General features: G+C 70.4%; 19 protein-coding genes and 1 other RNA gene. 14 read left to right on the forward strand and 6 right to left on the reverse strand.

The features are described 5' to 3' along the window. Nucleotides 1-95 precede the first annotated feature (95 nt). Nucleotides 96-1,319, reverse strand: a complete 1,224-nt coding sequence (locus ACFV6V_RS01780; protein ID WP_385557532.1) for a hypothetical protein — start codon at nucleotides 1,317-1,319, stop codon at nucleotides 96-98. A gap of 202 nt (nucleotides 1,320-1,521) precedes the next feature. Here ACFV6V_RS01780 and ACFV6V_RS01785 point away from each other — a divergent pair, with 202 nt between their 5' ends. Genes ACFV6V_RS01785 through ACFV6V_RS01795 form a run of 3 tightly spaced genes read left to right on the forward strand, consistent with a single transcriptional unit; the run spans nucleotide 1,522 to nucleotide 4,393 of the window. Further along, a complete protein-coding gene (locus tag ACFV6V_RS01785; RefSeq protein WP_385557535.1) occupies nucleotides 1,522-2,355 on the forward strand; it encodes a Nif3-like dinuclear metal center hexameric protein in 834 nt (277 codons plus the stop codon). After that, nucleotides 2,352-3,095 (forward strand): zinc ribbon domain-containing protein, encoded by a 744-nt coding sequence (locus ACFV6V_RS01790; RefSeq protein WP_385557865.1) that lies wholly within the window; start codon nucleotides 2,352-2,354, stop codon nucleotides 3,093-3,095. Before ACFV6V_RS01785 ends, ACFV6V_RS01790 begins: the two co-directional genes overlap by 4 nt. A gap of 14 nt (nucleotides 3,096-3,109) precedes the next feature. Further along, nucleotides 3,110-4,393, forward strand: coding sequence for a bifunctional RNase H/acid phosphatase (locus tag ACFV6V_RS01795; RefSeq protein WP_385557867.1), 1,284 nt, complete (start codon nucleotides 3,110-3,112; stop codon nucleotides 4,391-4,393). A 328-nt stretch (nucleotides 4,394-4,721) separates the two neighbouring features. Here ACFV6V_RS01795 and yaaA read toward each other — a convergent pair whose 3' ends face one another. The 3 genes from yaaA to ACFV6V_RS01810 all read right to left on the reverse strand — a co-directional run bounded on the left by yaaA (nucleotide 4,722) and on the right by ACFV6V_RS01810 (nucleotide 7,170). After that, nucleotides 4,722-5,528 carry a peroxide stress protein YaaA gene (gene yaaA / locus ACFV6V_RS01800; RefSeq protein ID WP_385557537.1) on the reverse strand — a complete coding sequence of 269 codons (807 nt, stop codon included), beginning with the start codon at nucleotides 5,526-5,528 and terminating at the stop codon, nucleotides 4,722-4,724. An 80-nt stretch (nucleotides 5,529-5,608) separates the two neighbouring features. Continuing rightward, nucleotides 5,609-6,403, reverse strand: coding sequence for a hypothetical protein (locus ACFV6V_RS01805; protein ID WP_385557540.1), 795 nt, complete (start codon nucleotides 6,401-6,403; stop codon nucleotides 5,609-5,611). Next, nucleotides 6,400-7,170 carry a MerR family transcriptional regulator gene (locus ACFV6V_RS01810; RefSeq protein ID WP_385557543.1) on the reverse strand — a complete coding sequence of 257 codons (771 nt, stop codon included), beginning with the start codon at nucleotides 7,168-7,170 and terminating at the stop codon, nucleotides 6,400-6,402. The genes ACFV6V_RS01805 and ACFV6V_RS01810 overlap by 4 nt, the downstream gene beginning before the upstream one ends. 173 nt (nucleotides 7,171-7,343) lie before the next feature. On the opposite strand from ACFV6V_RS01810, the gene ACFV6V_RS01815 reads away from it, so the two are divergent. Together ACFV6V_RS01815 and rnpB are read left to right on the forward strand one after the other, a co-directional pair. Further along, entirely contained in the window at nucleotides 7,344-7,922 is a 579-nt protein-coding gene (locus tag ACFV6V_RS01815; RefSeq protein ID WP_385557546.1) for a Uma2 family endonuclease, read from the forward strand. A 71-nt stretch (nucleotides 7,923-7,993) separates the two neighbouring features. Continuing rightward, nucleotides 7,994-8,396: RNase P RNA component class A (gene rnpB, locus ACFV6V_RS01820), an RNA gene on the forward strand. Nucleotides 8,397-8,426: 30 nt separating this feature from the next. Here rnpB and ACFV6V_RS01825 read toward each other — a convergent pair. Both ACFV6V_RS01825 and ACFV6V_RS01830 read right to left on the reverse strand, forming a co-directional pair. Next, entirely contained in the window at nucleotides 8,427-9,797 is a 1,371-nt protein-coding gene (locus tag ACFV6V_RS01825; RefSeq protein WP_385557549.1) for a tyrosine-type recombinase/integrase, read from the reverse strand. 377 nt (nucleotides 9,798-10,174) lie between these two features. After that, nucleotides 10,175-10,636 carry a hypothetical protein gene (locus tag ACFV6V_RS01830; RefSeq protein ID WP_385557552.1) on the reverse strand — a complete coding sequence of 154 codons (462 nt, stop codon included), beginning with the start codon at nucleotides 10,634-10,636 and terminating at the stop codon, nucleotides 10,175-10,177. A 559-nt stretch (nucleotides 10,637-11,195) separates the two neighbouring features. Here ACFV6V_RS01830 and ACFV6V_RS01835 point away from each other — a divergent pair. From ACFV6V_RS01835 to ACFV6V_RS01875, 9 genes are all read left to right on the forward strand, one after another. Further along, nucleotides 11,196-11,552 carry a helix-turn-helix transcriptional regulator gene (locus ACFV6V_RS01835; protein WP_385557555.1) on the forward strand — a complete coding sequence of 119 codons (357 nt, stop codon included), beginning with the start codon at nucleotides 11,196-11,198 and terminating at the stop codon, nucleotides 11,550-11,552. 147 nt (nucleotides 11,553-11,699) lie between these two features. Next, the gene (locus ACFV6V_RS01840; RefSeq protein WP_385557558.1) at nucleotides 11,700-11,927 is read left to right on the forward strand and encodes a hypothetical protein; all 228 of its coding nucleotides are present in this window, start codon (nucleotides 11,700-11,702) and stop codon (nucleotides 11,925-11,927) included. After that, on the forward strand, nucleotides 11,924-12,583 hold the full coding sequence (locus ACFV6V_RS01845) for a hypothetical protein (RefSeq protein WP_385557561.1): 660 nt from the start codon (nucleotides 11,924-11,926) through the stop codon (nucleotides 12,581-12,583). The genes ACFV6V_RS01840 and ACFV6V_RS01845 overlap by 4 nt, the downstream gene beginning before the upstream one ends. Continuing rightward, the gene (locus ACFV6V_RS01850) at nucleotides 12,583-12,960 is read left to right on the forward strand and encodes a hypothetical protein (RefSeq protein WP_385557564.1); all 378 of its coding nucleotides are present in this window, start codon (nucleotides 12,583-12,585) and stop codon (nucleotides 12,958-12,960) included. The genes ACFV6V_RS01845 and ACFV6V_RS01850 overlap by 1 nt, the downstream gene beginning before the upstream one ends. Beyond that, nucleotides 12,957-13,535 carry a hypothetical protein gene (locus tag ACFV6V_RS01855; RefSeq protein WP_385557567.1) on the forward strand — a complete coding sequence of 193 codons (579 nt, stop codon included), beginning with the start codon at nucleotides 12,957-12,959 and terminating at the stop codon, nucleotides 13,533-13,535. The genes ACFV6V_RS01850 and ACFV6V_RS01855 overlap by 4 nt, the downstream gene beginning before the upstream one ends. Beyond that, complete coding sequence (locus tag ACFV6V_RS01860) at nucleotides 13,532-13,807, forward strand: hypothetical protein (RefSeq protein WP_385557570.1); 276 nt, start codon at nucleotides 13,532-13,534, stop codon at nucleotides 13,805-13,807. The genes ACFV6V_RS01855 and ACFV6V_RS01860 overlap by 4 nt, the downstream gene beginning before the upstream one ends. Further along, nucleotides 13,804-14,004, forward strand: a complete 201-nt coding sequence (locus ACFV6V_RS01865) for a hypothetical protein (protein ID WP_385557573.1) — start codon at nucleotides 13,804-13,806, stop codon at nucleotides 14,002-14,004. The genes ACFV6V_RS01860 and ACFV6V_RS01865 overlap by 4 nt, the downstream gene beginning before the upstream one ends. 100 nt (nucleotides 14,005-14,104) lie before the next feature. Then, a complete protein-coding gene (locus ACFV6V_RS01870) occupies nucleotides 14,105-14,437 on the forward strand; it encodes a hypothetical protein (protein WP_385557576.1) in 333 nt (110 codons plus the stop codon). Then, a complete protein-coding gene (locus ACFV6V_RS01875) occupies nucleotides 14,434-14,652 on the forward strand; it encodes a hypothetical protein (RefSeq protein WP_385557579.1) in 219 nt (72 codons plus the stop codon). The genes ACFV6V_RS01870 and ACFV6V_RS01875 overlap by 4 nt, the downstream gene beginning before the upstream one ends. Nucleotide 14,653: the final 1 nt, after the last annotated feature.

Genomic DNA, 14,653 nt, shown 5'->3' on the forward strand with positions numbered 1-14,653 from the left:
AAGTTCACCCCGTCGTTCATCGCTGGTGTCCTGTCGCGGGGAACCTCACCGTCCGCGTCCGGACGGTGAGGCTGCGTAGCCCCTGGCCGAAAAGTCTAACCAGGCGTCAGACGCCCTACGAGGGCCGCCTGCTGAAGCGGTACGGGTTTGCAGGCGACGGCGTGTGCACCGGTGTCGTCGCCTGCGCGGCCCGCCCCACCTGCGGGTTCAGCATGCGTGGACGGGATGGGGACCGCGGGCGCGAGGGGTCGGTCCGGGAGCTCGGGCATCGGTACCGAGGTCACCGCGCAGGGCGTCTGGGTCGTCGTGCAGGGAAGGTGCAGCTCGCCCTGTCGGGTCCATGTCCCGGCTCCCGGCAACCAGCCTTCCGGGGCACTGAGTTGGACCATTCGCCGCGCCGTGGGCCGCCAGACCCCCAGCCAACTGCCCGCCGCCGCGTCGATCCGCAGGGCCACGGCGCAGTTCTCCGGGCTGAGGACCTGGCCGGGCTGGATCGCGAACGGGGTCACCGCCGCGTCCGCCAGCCGCAGGCACTCGGGGAACCGCACCGGCTGTCGACTGCCGAGTACGCCCCAGCCCAGGCGGTCGTGGCCCGCCGCGTCCGAACGGATCAGGAGGAGACCACTCTCCGGGTCGGCGAGGAGCAGCCGGTCGTTGCTGTCCTCGGTGATCTGGAGCAGCGGGTTCACCTCACCGCCGCGCTCCAGGTCCACCGTCACCGCCTTGGTGACCCCGCCCAGCTCCCTGTCGAGCGCCAGTATCCGGCCTCCGCGGTCCAGCCACACCCCGCCCGAGCAGCGCCCCGGCACCTCGGCGACCCGCACGGCGCCGAACGCTCCGCCCGCCACGCGCCATACGGCCGTCGTCCGCTCGCCCGGAGCCAGGGCGTACAGGCAGTTGCCGTCGGGAGACGGCGGGACCAAGGTCATCGCGGGCGCATCGACCACTCCCAGGAGCAGCTCTCCCGTGCCCGGTCCTGTGGGGTACAGCAACGAGAACGCCTGCCGTCCGGCGATCCGCCGCCGGATCAGTACGCGCCCGTCGGCCATCGGCGCCACCTCGGAGTCGGGCTCCTCGGGCTGCCCGAGGGGAAGCGCGACGGTGTAGGGCTCGGGTCCGTCGAGCGTCCACCGCTCCGCGTACCGCGCCTCTCCCGTCCCCGCGAGGCGCGCCGCGTAGCAGCCGTCCGCGCTGAGCGTGAACCGGGTCTCCGGGAGCCGCAGGGCTTCCCGTACGGCGTCGTCGTCCTCGAAACCGTCCTCGAGACCGCCCCCGGGGCTGTCCCCGGATACGGCCTCCTCGATGGCACACGCTGTCATCGGTTCGTCACCTCCACGGCACCGAACGCTAGGTTTCGGACTTCCTGCCGAACAATGCGTGAGGGCTCTCTTCACACATACGTGTGGCCATGTTTCCGTTCGCCTGAGTGTGGCGGGACGTTTGTGCTGCGCGTGCTTTCCACGGTCGCGCAGCAGGCAGGCACAGGACCGCCGGCCTCGGGGGGCGGGTAGCCTTGCCTCCGTGCCCCGTCTGTCTGAAGTCATCGCCGCGCTCGACGCCCTCTGGCCCCCTGAGCGGGCCGAACACTGGGACGCCGTCGGCACGGTCTGCGGAGAGCCCGACGCCGATGTGACCCGCGTGCTCTTCGCCGTCGACCCGGTCCAGGAGATCGCCGACGAGGCGATCGCCCTCGGCGCGGACCTGATCGTCACCCATCACCCGCTCTACCTGCGCGGTACGACGACGGTCGCCGCATCCCACTTCAAGGGCCGGGTCGTGCACAGCCTCATCAAGCACGACATCGCCCTGCATGTCGCGCACACCAACGCCGACACCGCCGACCCCGGGGTCTCCGACGCCCTCGCCGGCGCGCTCGACCTGCGGGTCACCGGACCGCTCGACCCCGAGACCGGGCTCGGCCGCATCTGCGAGCTCGACCACCCGGAAACCCTGCGGGAGTTCGCTGCGCGCGCCGCCAAGCGGCTGCCCGCCACCGCGCAGGGCATCCGGGTCGCCGGAGACCCCGAGGCGACCGTGCGCCGGGTTGCCGTCAGCGGTGGTTCGGGCGACAGCCTGTTCGACCTCGTACGGGCGTCGGGCGTGGACGCGTACCTCACCGCAGACCTGCGCCACCACCCGGTCTCCGAAGCCACCCAGCAGTCAGCGCAGTCAGCGCAGTCAAACCTCGGCCTGATCGACGCCGCCCACTGGGCCACCGAATGGCCCTGGTGCGAGCAGGCCGCCGCACAGCTCGACGAGATCTCCGACCGCCATGGTTGGGACCTGCGGGTCCGTGTCTCGAAGACGGTCACCGACCCCTGGTCCTCCCACCACACCTCTGGAGCCCCCAACTGAACGCCGCGCCCGCCGACCAGATCCGACTCCTCGACGTCCAGGCCCTCGACGTACGACTGTCGCAGCTCGCCCACAAGCGGAAGTCGCTGCCCGAGCACGCCGAGCTGGAGTCGCTGAACAAGGACCTCTCGCAGCTGCGCGACCTGCTCGTCGCCGCGCAGACGGAGGAGAGCGACTGCGCCCGCGAGCAGACCAAGGCCGAGCAGGACGTCGACCAGGTGCGCCAGCGGTCCGCCCGTGACCAGCAGCGCCTCGACTCGGGCGCGATCACCTCCCCGAAGGACCTGGAGAACCTCCAGAAGGAGATCGCCTCGCTCGCCAAGCGGCAGGGCGACCTCGAGGACGTCGTCCTTGAGGTCATGGAGCGCCGCGAGTCCGCCCAGGAGCGGGTCACCGAGCTGACCGGCCGGGTCTCGTCCGTGCAGGCGAAGACGGACGACGCGACGGGCCGCCGGGACGCCGCCTTCGAGGAGATCGACGGCGACGCCACGTCCGTCGCCAAGGAGCGCGAGGTCGTCGCCGGGACCGTGCCCGCGGACCTGATGAAGCTGTACGAGAAGCTGCGCGGGCAGCAGGGCGGGGTCGGCGCGGCCCGGCTCTTCCAGCGCCGCTGCGAGGGCTGCCACATCGAGCTCAACATCACCGAGCTCAACGAGGTGCGGGCCGCCGCGCCCGACACCGTGGTGCGCTGCGAGAACTGCCGCCGCATCCTCGTCCGTACCCCGGAGTCCGGCCTCTGATGGGCGAGCCTCTGATGCGCGAGCTGATCGTCGAGGCGGACGGCGGCTCCCGGGGCAACCCCGGCCCCGCCGGCTACGGCGCGGTCGTGCTCGACCCGGCGACGGGGGAAGCGCTCGCGGAGCGCGCCGAGTACATCGGGGTCGCGACGAACAACGTCGCGGAGTACCGCGGTCTGATCGCGGGCCTCACGGCGGTGAAGGAGCTGGCTCCCGGCGCGTCGGTGCGGGTCCGGATGGACTCCAAGCTGGTCGTGGAGCAGATGTCGGGCCGCTGGAAGATCAAGCACCCCGGCATGAAGCCGCTCGCCGCCGAGGCGGCGCGGATCCTCCCGACGGGGCAGGTCCGTTACGAGTGGATCCCGCGCGAGAAGAACAAGCACGCCGACCGGCTGGCCAATGAGGCGATGGACGCGGGGAAGCAGGGGCGCCAGTGGGAGCCCTCCGCGTCCCGGGCGGCGATAGCCACTGACGTGGGTGCGGCACGGGTCGTGGGTGACGCGGCGGCAGGCGCGGCGAAGGCCAGGGCGGCACTGTCCGAGGCGGGCGTGGCGACGGGGCGCGGTGCGGCTGTCGGCGTGTCGGTCGCGTCTGCCGATTCTGTCGCTTCCGTCCGTACGGCCCCGGCCGACGCCGACGAGGACGCCCCGGCCGTCGGCTGGGGGCCCGCGGACCTGGGGCCGCCGGCCACCTTCGTGCTGCTGCGGCACGGAGAGACGCCGCTGACCCCCGAGAAGCGCTTCTCGGGCAGTGGGGGCACCGACCCGGAGCTGTCCGAGGCCGGACTGCGCCAGGCCGAGGCTGCGGCGACGGCGTTCGCCGCGCGCGGCAGGATCCAGCACATCGTCTCGTCCCCGATGCGGCGCTGCCGTCAGACGGCCGCGGCCGTGGGCGCCCGCCTCGGACTCGAGGTCCGCGTGGACGAGGGCCTGCGCGAGGCCGACTTCGGCGCCTGGGAGGGATTGACCTTCGCGGAGGTCCGCGAGCAGTTCCCGTCCGACCTCGACGCCTGGCTCGCCTCCCCGAAGGCGGCCCCCACGGGCGGCGGCGAGAGCTTCGCCACGGTCGGCCGCCGAGTCGCCGCGACGAGGGACCGGCTGGTGGCGGAGTACCAGGGCCGGACGGTCCTGCTCGTCACGCACGTGACCCCGATCAAGCAGCTCGTCCGGCTGGCACTGGGGGCGCCTCCGGAGGCGCTGTTCCGGATGGAGCTGGACGCGGCGTCGTTGTCGGCGGTGTCGTACTACGCGGACGGGAACGCGTCGGTGCGCCTCCTGAACGAGACCTCGCACCTGCGCTGAGCCCCGGCGGGGTGCGGGGCGGACGTCCGCTGTGCCCGCACCCCCTTGGGTTCGGGGGTGCACGGTGGGCCGCACTCCGCTGCGGCACCCGGAGTGTCCGCCCTCAAACGCCGGGCGGGCTGGGTTGTGGGAGGTTGGGTGAGCCTGGGATCGCAGGCCGCGCTCCGCCTGCGGCGCCTGGGGTGTCCGCCGTCAGGCGCCGGGCAGACGGGGGTTGGGCGAGGCTCGAGTGGCCTGTCTGCCCTGGGGCGCTGGGGGTATCGGGCAGGGCCGCAGGCCTGGGGGAGGGGCGCGGTCCACCGGAAACGCAGCGCCCCCGCGAAGGCCCTCAGTGGATCTCGGTCACGATCACGTCGAGCTCCCAGGCCTTGCCCGCCTTCCCCGGGGCCTTCGCCTCCACCGAGTAGCCGAGGTCCCGCAGCGCCTCCACCAGCGAGGCGGGGTCCTTCGGCGCCGTACCGGTCTCCAGCAGGCTGCGCACGATGCGGCCCTTCGTCGCCTTGTTGAAGTGGGAGACGACGGATCGTTTCTCGACTCCGGTCGACGGGTCGACCTGGGAGTGCAGTACCCGCACCGTCGCCGTGCGCCCGGCGAGCTCGCCCTTGGGGCGCCAGGCCGAGGCATACGCCGATGACCGCAGGTCCAGGACCAGTCCGTCGCCGGCGGCTTCGGGCAGCACGGAGGCGAGCGGGGTCCGCCAGTGTGCTCCCAGCGACCCGAGGCCCGGCAGCTTCACGCCCATCGAGCAGCGGTACGAGGGGATGCGGTCGTCCACACGGACCGCGCCCCACAGCCCCGAGAAGACCAGCAGCGACGCGCGGGCCCTGCGGCGCCCCGCAGCGTCGAGGGTGGCGAGGCCGAGGGCGTCGTACAGCACGCCTGTGTAGATCTCCCCTGCCGGACGTGCCCCGGCCGTCTCCAGCAGGGTGTTCTTCGCGATCTCCCCGCGCAGCCCCTCGCTGAGGCCGAGTACGTCCCGGGCCTTGTCCTCGTCGGCCCGGCACAGCTCCACCAGCTCGCTGAGCACCGCCGCCCGCGCCCCGGCCAGTCCGGGCAGCGACAGGGACTCCGGCTTCAGCGGCGCCCCCCGGCCCGAAGCGGCCTTGCCCTCCGACGGCGGCAACAGCACGAGCACGGTGGTTCTCCTCGGGTACGTACGCGACGACGGGGTGCGGGGTGCGGCCCCCGGGCCAGGGTAGTCGTGCCTCGTACCGCTCACGCCGGGGTGCGGGCCCGCGCGAGGGCCGCGAGCAGCGCGCGGGCGTCGTCGGCGTGGCAGCGCACCGTGCGGACCTCGCGTTCCCGCCCCAGCAGCCCGACGGCCGTGACGGGACGGGACAGCTCCAGGGTGAGGGAGGTCTGCGAGCCGACGGCGAGGTTGAGCACGCCTTCCTCCTTCTTGTCGTGGGAGAAGAGCAGCTCGTACGAGACGGTGGTGATGCTCTCCAGCGGGATGCGCACGTCGACATGGGCGGCTTGGCGCAGCCGCAGCGTGTCCGCGCCGAGCACATGCGGACGGGTGGCCGACGCGGTGTGCAGTCCGAGCACGAAGGCGACGGTGTAGACGTCGAGCACCAGCGCGATCTCGTGGACGACGGGCACGTCGGCGAGCAGATACGACATCCCGACGGTCTCGACCACGCAGACGAACGCGAAACCGAGGAGCAGGGCGGCCCCGTCACGGGCATGGCCGAACGCCCGGTCGCCGGGGCCCACCCCGTCCCGCCGCCGCGCAGTCCACAGCACGAGGCTCCACATCAGCCGCAGCTCATGCCCGATGAGCCGCAGCACGGCGCGGGGGACCAGCTCGTCGAGCGCCTGGCGGGAGGTACGGCCCTGGCGGCGCAACCGCAGGAAGACGGCGGCTTCGGCCAGGATCAGCAGGAGTACGACCACCTCGGCCGCGACCAGCACCGGCGCGGGCAGCCGCACCCCGGCCAACAGGCAGACCACGAGCACGAGTTCGCCGGGTATCACCGTGTAGGCGACACCCCTGAGCAGCGGCCTCAACGGAGCCGCTCCAGGACCAGGTGCAGTCCACGGCGTACGGCCGCGGCCTGGGCCGCGGAGAAGTCGGCGTACAGCGCGTCCATGAACCCGCCCTCGGGGACGTGGGTCATCCCCGCCGCCACCTCGTCGGGCATGGCGGCGGCCAGCGCCTGTGCCGCCCGCTCCACGCCGGGGTCGTCCGGTGCGGCGTCGGCGAGCGCGTCGAGCAGCGCGTACACCTCGTACACACGCTTCACCGCCTCGGGCCCCTCGGTCAGCCGCCGCATCGCCCCGACCAACTGCTCGCGCCCGTCGCCCGGGGCGACGGTGTCCAGCAGGGCGAGGATCTCCCGGTCCTTGGCGGCCATCGCGGATGCGGGCCGCCCGGCCATGGCCTCGTCCACGTTCTCGAACAGCGCCGACAGCTCCGGCGACAGCGGACCCTCGGCCGTCACCCGCCCGCCCCGCGCCTGCTCGAGCAGAACCCCGAGCCGCTGCCGCCGCTCGCCGAGCTGCTCCTGCTGCCGCGCGAGGTCCTCGTCCAGCTCCTTCAGCACCTCCATCAGCTCCCGCCCCGCATCGTCCGCGATGACATCCCGCACCTCGTCGAGCCCGAGCCCCAGCTCCGTCAGCCGCCGAATCCGCGCCAGCAGCACGGCGTCGCGCACCGAGTAGTCCCGGTAGCCGTTGGGCTGGCGCACGGGCTCGGGCAGCAGGCCCTGGTGGTGGTAGTGCCGTACCGCCCGAGGGGTGACTCCGACGAGCGCGGCGATCTCTCCGATCCGCATGGCTCCAGTAGAAACCCTGACGCTGCGGCAAGGTCAAGCGAGGCGTCCGGAGCGGTGGCGAATGCCTTCGGGGCCGACGGCCCTGTGCCACGATCGAGGGAAGATGTCTCATCTCACGGACGGGCGGTGCGGCGATGTCCCATTCTGGCGGGCGACCGGGGAAGGAGCGCGACATGACTGCCATGCCGCATGAACCGCTCTCGCAGGCGGATGTCCTGCTGGAGGGCTTCCTGGCGCTGGGCACGCCGGAGGGCTTCCGCGCGGAGCTGATCGGGGGGGAGATCGTCGTGACACCGCCGCCGGACGGGGACCACGAGGACTACATCGGTTTGATCGTGAGCGAGGTGATCAAACGCTCCCGCGTCGACATGCAGTTCTCCGGGCACAAGGGCCTCAAGCTGATGAGCGCGCCCGACTGCTCACGGGACCATGTGATCCCCGACGGCACCTTCGCCCCCGCCGAACTGCGGCTGTTCCGGGGCGCCGACCCGTGGATGCCCGCCGACGGCGTGGCCATGGTGATGGAGGTGACCTCCACCCGCCCGAGCAGGGACCGCGAGGCCAAGCGACGCGGCTACGCCCGGGCCGCCGTCCCGCTGTATCTGCTGATCGACCGGGGTAGGTCGGAGCTCGTCCTCTTCGGGGAACCCGAGAGCGGTGACTACCTCCAGCGGCGCACGGTCCACTTCGGCAAGGTCCTGTCCCTCCCCGAGCCCTTCGCCTTCGAGCTGGACACCGCTGCCTTCCTCTGACTCTGCGAGGGCTCCTCCGCGGCGTGCGCCTGGCCGCCCGCGCCGCCGGGTAGCATGGTCACCACGGCAGACGAGCCGGGCGGACGGCCGCGTGGGGCCCCTTCGGGGAGCCTCCCGAGGAACGTCCGGGCTCCACAGGGCAGGGTGGTGGCTAACGGCCACCCGGGGTGACCCGCGGGACAGTGCCACAGAAAGCAGACCGCCGGGGACCTCGGTCCCCGGTAAGGGTGAAACGGTGGTGTAAGAGACCACCAGTGTCCAGGGTGACCTGGACAGCTAGGTAAACCCCACCCGGAGCAAGGTCAAGAGGGAGCGCCTCGGCGCTCCTGCGCGGACGATCGAGGGCTGCCCGCCCGAGTCCGCGGGTAGACCGCACGAGGCCGGTGGCAACACCGGCCCTAGATGGATGGCCGTCTCCCCGGCGACCGCGAGGTCTCCGGGCGACAGAACCCGGCGTACAGCCCGACTCGTCTGCCGCTCAGGGCTCTGACCTGGGGTTTCACCCTAGATTCCTTGATCCAGTTCATCGCTGGGGAGAATCTGGGGAGAATCAGAGTCAGGCGAGATCGGGAGAGTCGTGGGCGGCGCCATCCAAGCGCCCAGAGCGGCCAGCGCACGCCTCCCGGACTTCGGCATGAAGTGCACGTAAGTCCTCAGCGTGAACGCCGGATCCGAGTGACCCAGCCACGCGGCCAGCTGAGTAATGGTCTCACCCGCAGCCAGCACCACGCTAGCGAACGTGTGCCGCAGAACGTGGAAGCCGTCCTCCCGCGGCATGCCCCACTTCACGCGCTTCCACGGCTTCTTGCCCTTGCCCTGGACGTACTCGACCTCCGGCTTCGGAATCACGCCCGCGCGGGCCAGCGCCGGCTTCCACTGCTTGTCATCGAACGTGGTCCGGTTCACCGCTCCGCCCGCTTTCCCAGCCGTTCGGGCCGTGGTCACAAGGAGCCGTACAGTCCGCGTCGGACGCTTCTCCCACTCGAGGTTGGGCCTGTCCGGGTCAACCCAGGGCAGGGTCACATCGACCGTCGGGAAGACGTTCGCGTACTCCTTGATGGCGCGGGCCAGCTCCGGAGGGCACGGGGCCGTGCGGGTCTTGTTGCCCTTCGGGGGAGCGAAGGCGAGACGACTGTCAATGCGGACAACCTGCCGCACAACGTTGATCTCCTCCCCGTTGATGTCGTCGGGGGAGAAGCCGAAGCACTCGCCCTGCCGCAGGCCGGCCGCCACACTCAGGTCGACCAGAATTCCGTAGCGGTCGCCGAGCCCAAGCCGGACAGCAGCCACGGTCTCCCTGGCCCAGGCCTTGGCCTTCGATGGTGGCGACGCGGGCGGCGACAGATCCTCGTCGCGGAACGGGTTCTCGGGGATGCGCTTCGCTTTGTGAGCAGCTTGCATGATCGAAGAGAAGTGCCGCCACGTGGTGCGCACAGTGTTGACGTCGATGTCCTGCTCAACACGGGTGAGCCAGGCCCGGATCTCGTCATGCCCGATGCGGTTCAGCGGCAGGTGCCCGGCGTGCGCGAGGATGTGATTGAACACCCGGGGCTTCATGGACTGCTTGGTGCTGGGCGCCTTGCGCAGGTGCGGCCACCAGTGCTCGCGGACGTAGTCGTCCAACAGCATGTTTCCGTCGCGCGGATCGTAGAAGGTGCCGCGAGTGGAGTCGGTCCCTGAGGACTTCAGCCAGGCTTTGGCGCCCTGCTCGCCCTCCAGGTTCTCGAAGGAGCGGTCGCGGACGCCGGGGATGCCGGCGACCCGCCACCGCTTGCCCGATCCGAAGCGGTCGGTCTTGACCCGCGGTCCGCGCTTGCCCGTCTCAGGATCTACGGGCCCCTTCTTCCACCAGCGGTCCTCGATATACCCGGGCATGCGGCAGCTCCTACTGGGAGGACAGGAGTGACACCACGTCACCCCTCCATAGCTGGAACCACTGTCCCCCAGCGATGAGCCCGCCCGTGGCGGCTTGGAGGGCGGCTGCATGTTCTGGGACGAACAGGCCATGGGACAGCTCGTACTTGATCCATCCCCGGCCCTCCTTCACACGAACCGGAGCGTCCTCGGGAAGGTCTTCAAGCTCATAGACAACGGACAGCACAGATCCACCCCCTCGTGGGGCAAGCAGGGTGATGGGGGTCCCCTGAGGCGAAAGTGTTCGGATCTGGAACCGTAACGCCCCTGTGTCCGAGCCACAACTGTCTGTGGTGACCTAATTCAAGATTGAAGAAAGCCGCAGGTCAGCGAATGGCCTAATCCAGCTCTCGTTTCGCCCGCTCGTCGGCTTCGATCATCGCCTGCCAGCGGCGGCGATCCGTCTTCTCCATACCAGCGAGATGCGCGACGATCACGCGGATGTCCTCGTCATAGCCTGCGAGCTCGGTGGCCTGGTACTCCAGGTACTGCTGGGCGGCGGCCCGCTGGACGACGGAGAGGGGCTTCTGGAGGCCGGCTGCGATCCCGCGGAGGCGCTCCGGGTTGGGGGCCTGCGTGACGGCGTTGGTGGCCAGCTTCTGGAAGTACGGCTTGGACAGCGGGTGACCTGCGGCCTCGGCTCTGTCGGCCATGGCCTGATAGGAGATGCCGCGGCCGTCATCGTTGACGTCGCGGACGAGCTGGCTCAATGCGTCGCGGTCCATGTCCCTGACGAGGTTATCGGGGAGGGGCTCCGACGAGGCACTTGGGCGGTTGGTCTTGGGGGCTGTCGCCTCCATGCCGCTTTCTCCTCGGGTCTCGTTCACGCCTGCTGTCTCTCATGTAGTCCGCACTGACTCTACAAATCGCAGGCCAGGCCGTACAACCATCCTCGCTCGAAGACGAATCGTCTACAGAGTGATGCTAGCCATATGGCTACTCCTCGGAAACTTCACATCAAGCCGTTCTGATTCGTAGACGATCCGGATCCAATGTGCTTCACTGTTCATATCGAGAGCCGAACCGTTCCGATGGAGATCCATGAGCGTTCGATATGAACTCCGTGACCCGAAGATCCTTCGATGGGTAATGGATCACCCCGGCCGTGGCACCCCGTACAGCGTCCGAGGTCTCGCCGAAGCAGTAGGTCTCAGTCATCACGCACTGATCGGACATCTCCTGACCGGTGAGCGCAGGGATTGCGACTTCGAACTCGCCCACCGCATCGCGGGGGCTGTCGGCGTCGCCATACTCGTCCTTTTTGCGCCGCCCTCGTCTCCGGAATGGAACGAAGCGGCTCCCATCCCGAAGCAGGCCACCGAAGGGGCCACTACGCCCCCCACATAAGAGGAGCCCCACGTGCCTCAGGAGCGAAAGCTCAGCATCCAGCCCCCGCCCGACGGGACTGTCTGGATCGAGGACTACCGCGACGACGACGGCAACGTCATCACACCCGGTATCGCCACCCGACTCGGCATCAGCCACAGCACCTACCGCAAGTGGCGTATGCGCGACCAGGGACCGGTCACCTTCCGGATCGGCAAGAAGGTCGCCGCCCGCATCGAAGACGTCGAGGCCTACCTCGCCGGCCTTCACCGGGCCGCCGTAGAGGCGGCTAAGTCCGCTGCCGCTCAGGCCGCGCATGACATGCGACCGGCCGAGGCGCGCAGCCACCACCGCAAGCACCACACCGACAGGTCCCCCATCGCCGCCTAGCGGCTATGCGGGCCGCCGCCGGGTTCGCACACCGCGACGGACGGCCCTCCCAGTTCAACCCCTCCAACGCAACACGACTGCGAGAGAGAGAAGGACCCAGTGTCCCGAGTATCCCATTCCCTAGTCCCAGCCCAGGTGCCCGTCCCGGTGCCGGACTCCATCGCCTCCCGGGCCGCGATGTGTCTGCCGATGCCGATCATGCAGGCGGTCGCTGACGCGGAGTCGGCCGAGCGTGAGGCGCTCCGCTTCCGCCCGCTGGCCTCGGACGAGGACCGGTCGGACCGCGAGGACGCACTCGCCCGTCTGGCGTGGAACCACAAGCTGCTCGCCGCCTACAACCCGGGCCTGATCGTGAAGGCCGGTGGTTCGCGATGAGCGCCCACGACAAGCTGACCGATTTCATCATCGACCTGCTGCACGAGGCGGGCGTGACCAACAGCCTGATGAGCCACGAGCAGGCAGCGCCCGTGTTTCGCAAGGTCGACGGCCTCATTGACGCCTTCCGCGCCGAGGTCCTGCGCGAGGCCGCCGACTTCCTGCTGCACGACGGCCGCTGGATTCCGGGGTCGCGCCGCACTGCTGAGGGGTGCGCTGGCCTTCTGCGTCTGATGGCCGACGGACTCATCCCGCCCAGCGCCTCGCCGTCTCCCGCCGCCGGGGACAAGCAGCCGGAGACCGAAGTCGAGCAGCCGCGGGCTCGCGACGAGCTGTACCTGTTCGCGATGGTCGGCAAGGTCCAGGAGGACGGCAACCGCCAGATGGCCGTCAGGAAGCTCGACGCCTACCGCGACGAACTGCTGGCCGACGCGAAGCGATCCGCCGCACTGGCGGAGGAGGACTACCAGCGGGTGGTCCGCGCCGCGTCGCAGATGGAGGAGACCCTGCGGGCCCGCATCGCGGAGCTGGAGGCCGTGACGCCCGCGGCGATCCAGACGTGCCGGAAGTGCGGCTCTGGCTACACCTACGGCGAGCCGTGCAGCACCTGCCAGTTCAAGTCCCTCATGGCCGACTCCACGAAGGAGGCGGAGTGATGTCTGAGCCTCTGACCGCCCGCGAGTTCCTGTCCCTGGTGGACCCGTCTCGCCAGTTCATTCCGGAGCTGCACGTCGACGACTGCGACGACGTGGCCTGTGTCCGCTGCGTGAAGCCTGCGTCGTCGACGTCGGCCATGGATGTGCCGCTGCCGGTGGTCGTGGCCGAGGTGAAAGCCCTCGCCGAGGCGGCACGCCGGAAGCGGCAGGCCCGCGCCGAACGGGTCGAGCGGAAACGCGTCGAGCACCTGCGCGGCCACATGCCGGTCGACGACCCAGACCGTCACGACATTGACGTCGTCGACGGCTACTTCGCCCGCCTCGCTTCCACCTTCCAGGCACCCGCCACCGACCAGCCCACCGGAGACGCCCGATGAACTGCGACGAGCCGCTGTACCGCGACGGCGAGGACTACAGCTCCCGCGACTGCCAGCTGAAGCTCGGCCACCCGGGCGCCCACGACTACTTCGGCGAGAAGTTCCCCCGCCCGGTGCCGAAGGACGAGCTGGACCCGCGCATCACGGCGCTGATCGAGGAGGTCGCTCGGAAGCGCGGCGCCTGGGGACTTGACGAGCGGCGGTGGCCGATCGTCGTCGAGGTAACCAACGTCTACGTCATCAACGCGCCCGGCGAGACCGAAGACGAGGCCCTGGAGAACTGGGGCAGCGATGACCTCTCGGATCTCGATGACGAGCAGCCCATCGACGGCGGCTTCGAGGTGCGTCGCGCCGACAGCTACGAGCGCAGTCTCGTCGCGAACGTCTCCCCGTTCGGTCCGATGATCCAGTGCCCTGGTTGTGGCAAGCAGGCCATGCAGCGCCGCTGGTACCACGACCCGATGCGGAAGTGCCACGGCCCGATCGCGTGGCGCGAGACCCAAGCGCCCAGCCTCCGCTACCGGTACAGCCGCGAGATCCAGGCCACGCCCGTGTACGAGGCGGTGGCCGCATGAGCGACTACCAGGCCAAGCTCAAGACGGACCGGGCGGAGGGCCAGCGCCTCGCGGACGAGTTCAACGCCCGCTACCCGATCGGCACACCAGTCGTCGCCTACCCGCTCACCCGCCCCGAGGACAACAACCCCAGCTTCTTCGAGCGGCTGGAGACGGTGACCCGCACCCCGGCATGGATCCTCGGCCACGGCGAGCCGGTCGTGTCCGTCGCAGGCTACGCGGGCGGCATCTGCCTCACCCACGTCGACGTGGTCCCGGCGGCCGTGTCATGACCCGCACTGAGGTCGTGGTCTCGGAGCTGCTGACCGCGCACCCGGTCGTGCCGGCTGCGACTGCGGCCCCGCTGCTCCGGTCCCTCGATCTCGTACCCCGCGACCCGGCCCCCGCTTGGATCACCGACCCGCAGGTCCGTGCCGACATCGTCGCCGGCCACCTCGACATCCCCGACGACCTGCGGGGTGCGTCGTGACCCGCCTCCTGACCCCGCGCGCCGCCTGCCTGGCCGCCGCAATCAGCCTCGCCCTCCACCTCTGGGGGCGCCACGAACTCCACATCCTCAAGGGGGACCGATGACCGACCGCATCGCCGAGATCACGGCCCGCGAAGCCGCCGCCACCCAGGGCACATGGTGCACCTACTACGACGGCGCCACCTACCACCTCGGCGTCGACCACCGCCTCACCACCCACGGAACCACCTGCACACGCCAGATCGGGCAACTCCCCGACGGCGACGACAAGACCCAGGCCTACAACGACGCCACCTTCATCCGAAACGCCCGCACCGACGTGCCGTGGCTTCTCGCCGAGGTACGGCGCCTGAAGGGCGAAGTCGCCCAGCTGGCCGCAGAGAACGCGATCCTCGAGCGCGCCCTCGGCCTCAACGAGGAGGCGGCGGCGTGAGCCCCGCCGACCTCAACCCTCAGATCGCAGCGATCGGTGTGCTGCTGCTCGTCGCCATCGCCGCACTCATCATCGCCGACCAGCCCTCCAGGCGGCGCGTCCAGTCGGTCCGCGTCGATGACCGCGCCTGGATCGACGAGCGCATCGCCGCCGAAACCGACCCCGCCCGCCGCGCCGCCTGGCGCATGCTCCGCGACCTCCCCAAGGAGGACTGAC

It is taken from the genome of Streptomyces sp. NPDC059828, from assembly GCF_042731955.1.
Lineage (GTDB): Bacteria > Actinomycetota > Actinomycetes > Streptomycetales > Streptomycetaceae > Streptomyces.

What these genes read in the sequence shown, in the direction of transcription:
- ACFV6V_RS01780 (WP_385557532.1), bottom strand. Translation starts at nt 1,319, where the DNA reads ATGACAGCGTGTGCCATCGAGGAGGCCGTATCCGGGGACAGCCCCGGG.
- ACFV6V_RS01795 (WP_385557867.1), top strand. Translation starts at nt 3,110, where the DNA reads ATGCGCGAGCTGATCGTCGAGGCGGACGGCGGCTCCCGGGGCAACCCC.
- ACFV6V_RS01810 (WP_385557543.1), bottom strand. Translation starts at nt 7,170, where the DNA reads ATGCGGATCGGAGAGATCGCCGCGCTCGTCGGAGTCACCCCTCGGGCG.
- ACFV6V_RS01815 (WP_385557546.1), top strand. Translation starts at nt 7,344, where the DNA reads ATGACTGCCATGCCGCATGAACCGCTCTCGCAGGCGGATGTCCTGCTG.
- ACFV6V_RS01825 (WP_385557549.1), bottom strand. Translation starts at nt 9,797, where the DNA reads ATGCCCGGGTATATCGAGGACCGCTGGTGGAAGAAGGGGCCCGTAGAT.
- ACFV6V_RS01830 (WP_385557552.1), bottom strand. Translation starts at nt 10,636, where the DNA reads ATGGAGGCGACAGCCCCCAAGACCAACCGCCCAAGTGCCTCGTCGGAG.
- ACFV6V_RS01845 (WP_385557561.1), top strand. Translation starts at nt 11,924, where the DNA reads ATGAGCGCCCACGACAAGCTGACCGATTTCATCATCGACCTGCTGCAC.
- ACFV6V_RS01850 (WP_385557564.1), top strand. Translation starts at nt 12,583, where the DNA reads ATGTCTGAGCCTCTGACCGCCCGCGAGTTCCTGTCCCTGGTGGACCCG.
- ACFV6V_RS01855 (WP_385557567.1), top strand. Translation starts at nt 12,957, where the DNA reads ATGAACTGCGACGAGCCGCTGTACCGCGACGGCGAGGACTACAGCTCC.
- ACFV6V_RS01860 (WP_385557570.1), top strand. Translation starts at nt 13,532, where the DNA reads ATGAGCGACTACCAGGCCAAGCTCAAGACGGACCGGGCGGAGGGCCAG.
- ACFV6V_RS01865 (WP_385557573.1), top strand. Translation starts at nt 13,804, where the DNA reads ATGACCCGCACTGAGGTCGTGGTCTCGGAGCTGCTGACCGCGCACCCG.
- ACFV6V_RS01870 (WP_385557576.1), top strand. Translation starts at nt 14,105, where the DNA reads ATGACCGACCGCATCGCCGAGATCACGGCCCGCGAAGCCGCCGCCACC.